The organism is Salinivibrio sp. PR6 (genome assembly GCF_001995955.1).
Taxonomy (GTDB): Bacteria; Pseudomonadota; Gammaproteobacteria; order Enterobacterales; family Vibrionaceae; genus Salinivibrio; species Salinivibrio siamensis.
In genome coordinates this window covers 35,721-45,881 of record NZ_MUFA01000023.1, presented here as the reverse complement: position 1 = coordinate 45,881, position 10,161 = coordinate 35,721, and the positions used below count along the sequence as shown (strand labels likewise).

Below are 10,161 nucleotides of genomic sequence, written 5' to 3'. Positions count from 1 at the left end.
GTATCGGTGAAGACCATTTGCAGAGAGCCTGTTAATGCGGCGGGCACCTTGATGCCTTCTAACGAATTAGGCACTGCAACCGCGCAATGTCATCAGGGCCATGACGTGAGTCAGTAAAAGGCCGAATGTAGAGCGGCAGTCCAAACCAAACTCAATACGCTTCGCGGATGCTTGACGAACGGGGGAATCCATGTAGCCCTGTTAAGGTGTGAGCAACGCAATATCAAAGCCGCCGCATGCCACATTAAACACATAAGCCAACGCATAGTAAAAACGCCACGCGTTGCGAATCACTCTTAAACAGCTTGTTAAGCTGAACCACTCTCGGAGAAGTAATTTAAGACTCCATCTCGAATAGCCTTGTGTTTGTTAGCTGATATATCAAGAAATGTACATAACGGCGGACTATCGAGACGATAGTTCAAAGACTTGTTTCGCTGTGTTATCCAATTAACCGAGATTCGCCACTCTTTTGTGTCAGCTTCGCTTGAGAAACGCTCTCGGCTTATACCATCAGCGACAATCACTGTTTCTGTGACAATCCCGATTGCAATTATACCTTTACCTTTCGCAAATAAAAAAACTATATCACCAATACGAGCTCTGGACATATGCTCAGGGTAATTAAAAGTTTCCCACGCCATTGCCACACCCAAAGAGAGCATTAATTCTTCGTGTAAATACCCACCATCAGATGTTCTTGTACCATTTCTTCGATCGCTGTTACATATAAAAAAATTTCTAGAGCCATTATCCAAACCCGTTAGATGGGATGATGATAAATCCGACATAACCGAGTTTAGGTGATTGTCTAATACCCTTACTTTGTTCTTAATACTAGATAGTTCAGATTCAATTTCATTTATTCCGTGAGATAATGAATCAAGTAACTCAGCTGTAAGTGGAGATGCTTTATTCCAAATAGACTCGAACCAGTCTTGCAATTTAGCAGGTTCTTTCCCGTCGAGAAAAAACCCAACCTCAATATTATTATTAATACCGTTATGGGTTAAGTTTGCGGAAGAAACAATAGCCTTTTCCCTATCGGCAATATAAACCTTAGCATGAAATTTAGGATAGCTAGGTAAAACTCGAATATCTATCCTTTTGCTACGTAACCAACGCAATGCTTCAAGACTTGTAGAACCGGAAATCAGATCAGCACTAGCAACTGACGTTAACAATCTCACTTTTAAATTATTAGCTAGAGCGAGAATTTTTGTATCGGTAAGATAAGCAGTAGCCACATCTACCGTTACTTCAGCATTCGATACGAGCTGTTCTAGTTCTAAATCATGCTTTCTTGGAGAACTATAATCCTCCGCAATAACTTTCATCATAATACCTCTCGAATTTGATGTGCAGCTTAACGCCGCGCTCTGCGGCAAATTTGGAGCGCAGCGTAAAATTTGTCCGACAGTAGCGCTTTGTTAGCATTATTTTAGTAGATACAAGTACGCAAAGCCGGCCGCACTCATCAAAACAGCATAAATACTAAGCATGGTAGCCATTCGTACGTAGCGATAATACTTTCTCTGTGTATAAAGGGCTCTTTCCAACTCAATTGTAATTTCTTCGAAATCGGCATATTCATGCCTAAGTTCATCTAAATCCTCTTCGAACGGACGCCGACCTGAAATATTACTAATGATATGAGGACCTAAAGTTATGGTGTAAATGGACGCCCAAAGTATTGCTGAGAAACTTAGCAAAATATTACTAGATGATTCGTCTCTAGGAAGAAAAACAGCACTCGAAATCATTAAGACGAACATGCCTATCGACGTTAAACGAAATTCTCTCAGGAGCCCCTCATACCGCTTTATAGTTGCATGGGCAGCCGTCCATTTCCATTGCAATGACCTTATTCTTTCTTCGTAATTCATTTCTTAGAGCCTCCTTTTTTAAGCAAAAGAGAGGCGGCAAAAACTGACAAGGAAACCCCGATAACACCAGAAAGCGATGCTGATTCAATATTGTTTTGAGAAAAATATGATCCAGCTATACCGATAGCGATACTTCCGAGCGAGAAAAATACCGTACTTAATATCGAATTTTGAGCTCTGTTAGATAGATAGTCATTTTCTTTTTCAAGTGAAGATTTGGTCTTTTCAAGAGCAGCACATCTAGAATCCGATTCTTTTAATGATTTTTTAAGATCGGTATTTTCTGCTTTCAAGTGCTCTACTTCCTTATTCAGGTGATCGCTTTGCAGGTAAACTTGGCTGACCCTGGCTATAAAAAGTGCTGACTCAGGACCCTGCTTAATAACATCCTTTATATTCAAGCCAGTGACCGATGAAGGATCTAAGCCCAAATCCTTTGCCATAAGCTCAATTGGCGACAAAGCCTGAGATGTTACTGATTTATTTTCTTCTTCTGACATGTCATCTCCATTGGATGGAATGCTAACATTGTATTAGCGCACACGCTCACTTCCCCAAAACCGTTATACGCGCCTTTTCTTTATTAACTTACTGTTATTACTGGAATTTATCGCTTTTACTGGCTGTTTTTTTTCCCCGCGAAAGTGTGCGTGCCGCCTATCACGGCTGGTGCATTCACACTATCCCCAAACCTAGTAATGTAACTCATTGATGAATATATTCTTTTATTTTACTGAACTGAGAAAGCGTGAATGGTTGATGAGAAAGCGTGCATCCTATTCGACTTGCTAACCGATAAGCTGGTTAACTATCCAGCCTTTCCCACGCTACCGCCCGCCGGTTTTGGGCACCCGATAGGCCATTTCCCTTTTTGTAGTAAGGATTAGCCTAACAGAGGCGTGATAACGTTTTCATTCCCTAATGTCCAAAATGTTAGCTAGCGCTAATTCTGTGAGATTGCTTCGAGGATTTGGCCAAGATCTTGCGGGCGTGTTGGTTGGGTCTAAAAAGCCAGTCGAGGCTGCCATTTTTTGTGGATGCTTCCAAAAAACGTGCAACTGGTGTTTTTTTACGCAAAATTAATCTTTATTTCACTAAATTTGTACAACAAAGTGTGATTAAGGTTGGTATAATTTTCACCACATTAATCCCCTGCACGCTCTGTCGGACATTTGTGCTGTGAATATAGACGTCAATAACCTCCTGCTCCAAAACGATATTTTACTCCTTTTTGTGGTTCTCGCCCTCGGCCTCGCAGTCGGAAAGATCAAAATTGGTAGTGTGCAACTCGGCGGATCCATCGGCGTGTTGTTCACCGCGATCATTTTTGGTAACGCGGGGTTCACCTTCTCGCCTGATACCCTCAGCATCGGCTTTATGCTGTTTATCTATTGCGTGGGCATTGAGGCGGGGCCTAACTTTTTTGGCGTCTTTTTCCGTGACGGAAAATCATACCTATTGCTTGCCTTGGCGGTGTTACTCAGTGCCATTGGCTTAACCCTGTTCTTCCAAAACCATTTGGGGCTGGATATCAGCATTGCCACCGGCATGATGGCCGGCGCGCTCACTGCCACCCCGGTATTGGTGGGCGCGAAAGATGCGCTTAACTCCGGCTTAACCGGCGCGGAAGGCGAACAGCTGGGGATGATGATTGATAACCTCAGTGTCGGCTATGCCATGGCCTACCTCACCGGCCTAGTGAGCTTGATTGTGCTGGCGAAATTGATGCCGAAGTTGCAGCGCCATAATCTTGAGCACTCCGCCCAACAGATTGCGATTGAGCGCGGCTTGGGCAGCGAATCACAGCGTAAGGTCTATTTACCCATTATTCGTGCGTATCGGGTCGGGCCTGAATTGATCGACTGGATTGATGGCCGCAACCTGCGTGAGCTGGGTATTTATCGCCAAACCGGCTGTTATATCGAGCGTATTCGCCGTAACGGCATTTTGGCTAACCCCGATGGGGATGCCATTTTGCAGCAAGGCGACGAGATTGCCTTGGTGGGCTATCCCGACAGCCATGCGCGGCTGGACCCCAGCTTCCGTAACGGTAAAGAAGTGTTTGACCGCGATTTGCTCGACTTGCGCATTGTCGAGGAAGAAATCGTGGTGAAAAACGACAGCGTGGCGCAGAAAAAGCTGTCGGATTTAAACCTGTCTGAATACGGCTGCTTTTTAAACCGAGTGGTGCGCGCTCAGGTTGAGATGCCGATGGACCAAGGAATTATCCTCAACAAAGGCGATGTGCTGCAAATCAGTGGTGAGAAAAGCCGCGTAAAAGGCTTGGCCGACCGCATCGGCTTTATTTCGATTCATAGTCAGATGTCGGATTTGCTCGCCTTTTGCTGCTTCTTTATTTTGGGGCTGGGCTTGGGGATGATCACCCTCACCTTCGGCCAAGTGACCTTTGGCCTGGGTAATGCCGCTGGCTTGCTGTTGGCGGGGATCAGCCTCGGCTTTTTACGTGCCAACCACCCCACTTTCGGCTATGTGCCCCAAGGGGCGCTGAATATGGTGAAAGATCTTGGCCTCATGACCTTTATGGCTGGCATTGGACTGAGTGCCGGTAGCCGGCTATTTGATTACATCGCAGACATGGGCTTTTCGGTGATCTTGGCCAGCATTGTGATCAGTGTTATTCCAGTGATTGTCGCCTATTTGATTGGCGCGTATGTGCTGAAAATGAACCGCGCGCTCTTGTTTGGCGCGATCATCGGGGCAAGAACCTGTGCGCCGGCGATGGATATGATCAACGAGCATGCTCGCAGCACTATTCCTGCCTTGGGCTACGCGGGCACTTATGCGATTGCCAACGTTATTTTGACCTTAGCCGGCACCTTGATGATTATTTTGGTGTAACGTCACGCTGGAGACGGTCGCTGAGTCAGCCAAAATTCAGTTTATTAAACCTATAATAAAGGCGTCCACCTCGGACGCTTTTTTGTTTTACAGGGGCTTTTATGCAGGTTCTTATTATTGAAGATGACTCGATTTTAAGTCATCACCTGAACACCGAACTCAGTGAACTCGGCCACCATGTTCGCTGTGCCAGCACTGCCAGCGAAGGGCTTTATTACGCTGACCAATACCCCAATGATATTGCCATTGTTGACCTCGGTTTGCCCGATCAAGATGGGATTAGCCTAATTCGTGATATTCGCGCCAAAGGGCTGCGCCTGCCGATTTTGGTGCTCACGGCGCGCGCCAATTGGCAAGATAAAGTCACGGGGTTAGATGCTGGTGCCGATGACTATTTGGTAAAGCCGTTTCAAAAGCCGGAACTGGTGGCGCGACTAAACGCATTGGTGCGTCGCAGTGCCGGTTTTGTGAAGCCCACTATCACCGCTGGCGATATCGAGTTAGATTTGTTGGCGAAATCGGTCACCGTCAACGGGCAAGCGCTAGAGCTCACCGCCTTTGAGTATGATTTGTTTGAGTACCTGATTCGTCACAGTCGCGAAGTGATCTCGAAGCAACGCTTGCTCGATGTGCTGTATCATGACCAAGATGGCGACCCTAACACCATTGAGGTGATGATCAGTCGTCTACGTAAAAAGCTGATCCAAACCGGACACGACAACCCCATCTCGACCGTGCGTGGCCAAGGCTACCTGTTCGAGATCCAAGCTGAGTAAACCATGAAATTAGGCCAATTTACCCTTTGCCAATGTCGCCCCCGACTGCGCACCCGCGTACTCGCCACCTCCATTGGCATTATTCTCCTTTTCTCGATTGCGCTCGCGGCCTTGATTAATAAGCTGTATCAGCAAAATTCAATGGCGGCTTACTCGCGCGATCTGGCCTCACAAATTCCGATGGTGATGGCGCAGCTCAGTAAAGACGGGCTGATCCGCGCTGACCAGCTGACAGCTTGGATTCAATCGCTTGACCCGTCCAGCAGCGATTATATGTCGGTGCTATGTACACCCGATAACCACACGCTGTGGACCTCACGCGATGTGCAAGCGTTTAATATCGACGATATCTGCACACATATTCCTAACGAAGCGAAAAAGCCGCAGTACCTTTCCATTGCTGGCTTTAACGTGGTGGCGCAACGGCTTTCATCAGAAAAACAACCCGGTGATAGCGAAAATCGGCTGTTTGTGCTGCGCAACGTCGACAAACAAAAACAACAGTTAGCCGATTTAGAAGCAGAGACCTGGTTTTACATCAGCCTGCTGTTTGTCTCGGCGTCGGCACTCGTGGTCGCCGCCTGTCATTGGAGCTTTTCTCCACTGCGCCGCTTGGCCAGAGAGCTGATCGCGATTACTGAATCACGCCAGCAAACACTGGATAACGATTACCCTGATGAGCTGCAAGATGTCACCCAAGCGCTTAACCGGATGATCACCCAGCGGGAAAAGCAAAAATCCCGTTATCGCCACGCCATGGATGATTTGGCACACAGCTTAAAAACGCGTTTATCCGCCACCAATGCCCTGCTCGATGATAATCATCTGTCGCGCGAGCAGCTGAATAAGCGGATTTTGGAGCAGGTCAGCCAGATGGATGACATGGTGCAATATCAGCTCAAACGCGCATTGGTGGGCCAATGTGGACTGAAACGCGAAGATAGCCCACTGACCGCACCGATTGATAGCCTGACCGGCATGTTAGATAAAGCCTATCGCGATAAACCCGTGAAAGTAGTGCGAGCGTTTGATGAAAGTGCCTCTTTACCGGTGCACCGCAGTGATTTGATGGAGTTACTCGGTAACTTGCTGGAAAACGCCTATCGGTTTTGCCTTGAAACGGTGCAAATCCGGCTCGACGATCACGGCGAAGTGTGGCAATTGGCGATTGAAGACGATGGCCCCGGGGTGCCAGAGCAATATCGGGAAAGCATATTCCAGCGCGGAGTACGCGCCGATCAGCTCAATCCTGGCACTGGCATCGGGTTAGCGGTGTGCGATGAAATCATTGCCAGTTACGATGGCAACATCCACGCCAGCGACTCCCCGCTGCAAGGGGCGGCCTTTGTGCTGACCATTCCTAAGCGCTAAGCCAGACGTCAGCTTAAGCGCGACGCCAATAAACCGGCCGGTGCTTTCGCACTGCCACCAGCAGCAAACAAAAAACGCAGCCCAAATCGTGGCTGCGTTTTTATGAGTAGGTAACAGGCGTGAATGCGTTTGCTCAGTGCCCGGTTTATTCTTCTTCCGGGTCGGCGAGCAAGTCGTCTTTGGCCGCCATCATGTACTGATACATCGACCAATAGGTCAGGCCTGCGGCGGCGTACAGCGCAATGTAACCTAACCATTCAATCCAAGGCGCGCCATGCCAAAGCAGCATGGTCAATGCAAACATTTGCGAGCCGGTTTTAAATTTACCCACCCATGAGACCGCGACGCTGGCACGTTTGCCGATTTCTGCCATCCACTCGCGCAGGGCTGAAATAATCACCTCACGCGCAATCATGGTTGCCGCCGGAATCGTGATCCAAATAGAGGCGTAGTGCTCAACAATCAGCACCATGGCAATCGCCACCATCACTTTGTCGGCGACGGGATCGAGAAAGGCACCAAAACGGGTCGATTGCTTTAAGCGACGCGCTAAATAGCCATCCAGCCAATCGGTGGCGCCAGCAATCACAAAAATCAATGCTGCCGCAAATGGCGCCCAAGCATAAGGTAGATAGTAGGCAACAACAAAGACCGGAATAAGCGCAATGCGCAAAAAGGTCAAAATGGTAGGTATATTTAGACGCATGCTCAGCTTTTTATTTTAGGATTAACTGGGTTATGGTGCCCCATTGCCACTAACCTTGCAATGAGGAATGAATTTTCTCTGCCAATGTGGCGCTGATCCCGGGCACCTTGGCGATTTCTTCAACACTGGCGTTTTTCAGCTCTTGAATACCGCCCAAGTATTTCAGCAAGGCCTGGCGACGTTTAGGGCCTACGCCATCAATTTGGGTGAGCACACTTTGCTTGCGCGCTTTGCCCCGTGCCGCGCGGTGTCCGGCAATGGCATGATCGTGGCTTTCATCTCGAATATGTTGGATAAGGTGCAATGCCGGTGAGTCGGCGGGCAGCGAAAACTCCTCGCCCGAGACCTTAATCAAGGTTTCAAGCCCCGGCTTACGGCTGGTACCTTTGGCCACCCCTAAAATGAGCGGGTTAACCGGCCAATCAGCAATCAGCGGCTCGAGCACCTCCCAAGCACGGCTAAGCTGGCCCTTACCCCCATCAATCACGATGATATCGGGGATTTTTTCTGGCTCGACTTGCTTGCTATAACGGCGCGTCAGTACCTGTGCCATCGCGGCATAATCATCACCACCGGTGATCCCTTCAATGTTGTAACGGCGATACTCTTTTTTCAGCGGCCCGTCTTGGTTGAACACCACGCAGGAGGCGACTGTTTTCTCGCCCATGGTGTGGCTGATATCAAAGCACTCCATCCGCTTAACCGGCTCTAAGCCCAGGGTTTCTTGCAGCGCTTGATAACGATTCTGGATGGTCATCCGATGGTTGATCTTGCTGGTCAAAGCGGTACGCGCATTGGTGTTGGCCAGCTTCAAAAAGCGAGCTCTGGCCCCGCGCGGGCGGCTTTGTAGGCGCACATTGCGACCGGCTATTTCACTCAAGGTATTCGATAGCCAACCCAGATCATCACCGATATCGTCAGAAATCAGAATATGGCTGGGGATGGTGCGCCCTTCCGCTTGCGCCAGGTAAAACTGGCTGACAAAACTTGAGACCACTTCACCAGGGTCGGTTTCTGCCGGCATCTTAGGAAAGTGGCTTCGACTGCCCAGCACTTTGCCTTGGCGCAGGAAGAGCACATGAATGCACGCCACCCCGTTTTCTAATGCAAAGCCGATAACGTCGATATCATCATCGCTGTCTTGCGAGACAAACTGCTGCTCTTGTACGCGGCGCAACGCTTGGATTTGGTCGCGGTATTCCGCCGCCTTTTCAAATTGCAGCTGTTGGCTGGCGGTTTCCATTTTGGCGACCAAGCTGTCGATCACTTCGCGGTCTTTGCCTTGTAAAAACATACGGGCAAAATTGACTTGCTCGGCGTAGTCATCATCACTAATCAGCCCTGGCACACAAGGGCCAGAGCAGCGACCAATTTGATACATCAAGCAAGGCCGGCTGCGGTTGGCATACACCGAGTCTTCACACTGGCGAACCGGGAATATTTTCTGCAATAGGTGCAGGCTTTTGCGCACTGCATTGGCATCAGGAAAGGGACCAAAGTATTCGCCCTTTTTCTTTTTCGCGCCGCGGTGGATCGCTAGCCGCGGATGCTCGTGAGCACTGAGGTAGATATAGGGATAAGATTTATCGTCTCGCAGCAATACATTGTATTTGGGGCGATGCTGCTTGATCAGGTTGTGCTCAAGGATCAGCGCTTCGGTTTCGGTGTGGGTCACCGTCACCTCTACATCGGCGATGTTACGCACCAAGGCTTTGGTTTTCTCACTGGAAACCTGAACCCGAAAGTAGCTGGCTAGGCGTTTGCTGAGATCTTTGGCCTTACCCACATAGATAATGTCACCCGCGGCGTTCATCATGCGATAAACGCCGGGCTGGTGAGGAACGGTTTTCAGAAAACTTTTGGCATCGAAGGTGTTCGGCACTGCGCGGTCTCGTACTACATTACTTCGCGTTACAAGGTTTCGGTATCTAACATACCGTGCCTGATGGCAAGGTGGGTCAATTCCACATCACCATTAATGCCCAACTTGCTGAATAAGCGATAACGGTAGCTGTTCACCGTTTTCGGGCTCAGGCTAAGCTGCTCGGATATGTCGGTGACTTTTTGTCCTTTGGTGATCATTAGCATGATCTGCAATTCACGCTCTGACAGCTCTTTGAAAGGATTATCTGAAGAGGCAGAGAACTGACTAAGCGCCATTTGCTGGGCAATGTCCGGTGAGATATAACGCTGGCCACTGTTGACCATGCGGATCGCGTTCACCACTTCATCGGCACCGGCGCCTTTGGTCAAATAACCCGCGGCTCCCGCTTGCATGACCTTGGTGGGGAACGGGTTTTCTGTATGGATCGTGAGCACGATAATCTTGGCGTCCGGCGAGTAACGAAGCAACTTGCGTGTCGCTTCCAACCCACCGATGCCTGGCATATTCATGTCCATTAGGACAATATCGGCGTGATTTTGCCGGCACCACTTGAGTGCAGCTTCACCGCTGTCGGCTTCCCCTACCACTTTTATGCCACGAACGTCTTCTAAAAGACGTCGAATCCCTGTGCGAACCAGCTCGTGATCATCTACAAGGAACACATTGATCAATCTTGTA

General features: G+C 48.9%; 9 protein-coding genes. 3 read left to right on the top strand and 6 right to left on the bottom strand.

Annotated features, from left to right (window positions below; genetic code table 11):
- Positions 1-308: 308 nt before the first annotated feature.
- The 3 genes from BZG72_RS14385 to BZG72_RS14375 all read right to left on the bottom strand — a co-directional run bounded on the left by BZG72_RS14385 (position 309) and on the right by BZG72_RS14375 (position 2,386).
- The gene (locus BZG72_RS14385) at positions 309-1,340 is read right to left on the bottom strand and encodes a phospholipase D family protein (RefSeq protein WP_077667109.1); all 1,032 of its coding nucleotides are present in this window, start codon (positions 1,338-1,340) and stop codon (positions 309-311) included.
- Between the two features lie 96 nt (positions 1,341-1,436).
- Positions 1,437-1,886: a hypothetical protein gene (locus tag BZG72_RS14380; RefSeq protein WP_077667108.1), complete on the bottom strand. Its 450-nt coding sequence runs from the start codon at positions 1,884-1,886 to the stop codon at positions 1,437-1,439.
- Positions 1,883-2,386: a hypothetical protein gene (locus BZG72_RS14375; protein WP_077667107.1), complete on the bottom strand. Its 504-nt coding sequence runs from the start codon at positions 2,384-2,386 to the stop codon at positions 1,883-1,885. Before BZG72_RS14375 ends, BZG72_RS14380 begins: the two co-directional genes overlap by 4 nt.
- Positions 2,387-3,065: 679 nt before the next feature.
- On the opposite strand from BZG72_RS14375, the gene BZG72_RS14370 reads away from it, so the two are divergent.
- The 3 genes from BZG72_RS14370 to BZG72_RS14360 all read left to right on the top strand — a co-directional run bounded on the left by BZG72_RS14370 (position 3,066) and on the right by BZG72_RS14360 (position 6,892).
- The gene (locus BZG72_RS14370) at positions 3,066-4,745 is read left to right on the top strand and encodes an aspartate:alanine antiporter (RefSeq protein ID WP_046073105.1); all 1,680 of its coding nucleotides are present in this window, start codon (positions 3,066-3,068) and stop codon (positions 4,743-4,745) included.
- Positions 4,746-4,846: 101 nt separating this feature from the next.
- Positions 4,847-5,521, top strand: a complete 675-nt coding sequence (locus tag BZG72_RS14365; protein WP_046073104.1) for a response regulator — start codon at positions 4,847-4,849, stop codon at positions 5,519-5,521.
- 3 nt (positions 5,522-5,524) lie between these two features.
- Positions 5,525-6,892 (top strand): ATP-binding protein, encoded by a 1,368-nt coding sequence (locus BZG72_RS14360; protein WP_077667106.1) that lies wholly within the window; start codon positions 5,525-5,527, stop codon positions 6,890-6,892.
- Positions 6,893-7,037: 145 nt separating this feature from the next.
- Here the strand turns inward: BZG72_RS14360 and pgsA are convergent, their stop codons facing one another.
- The 3 genes from pgsA to uvrY are packed head-to-tail and all read right to left on the bottom strand — an operon-like array spanning position 7,038 to position 10,154.
- Entirely contained in the window at positions 7,038-7,598 is a 561-nt protein-coding gene (gene pgsA, locus BZG72_RS14355; protein WP_046073102.1) for a CDP-diacylglycerol--glycerol-3-phosphate 3-phosphatidyltransferase, read from the bottom strand.
- A 49-nt stretch (positions 7,599-7,647) separates the two neighbouring features.
- The gene (gene uvrC, locus BZG72_RS14350) at positions 7,648-9,480 is read right to left on the bottom strand and encodes an excinuclease ABC subunit UvrC (protein ID WP_077639094.1); all 1,833 of its coding nucleotides are present in this window, start codon (positions 9,478-9,480) and stop codon (positions 7,648-7,650) included.
- Between the two features lie 29 nt (positions 9,481-9,509).
- Entirely contained in the window at positions 9,510-10,154 is a 645-nt protein-coding gene (gene uvrY, locus BZG72_RS14345) for a UvrY/SirA/GacA family response regulator transcription factor (protein WP_046073101.1), read from the bottom strand.
- Between the last annotated feature and the right edge of the window lie 7 nt (positions 10,155-10,161).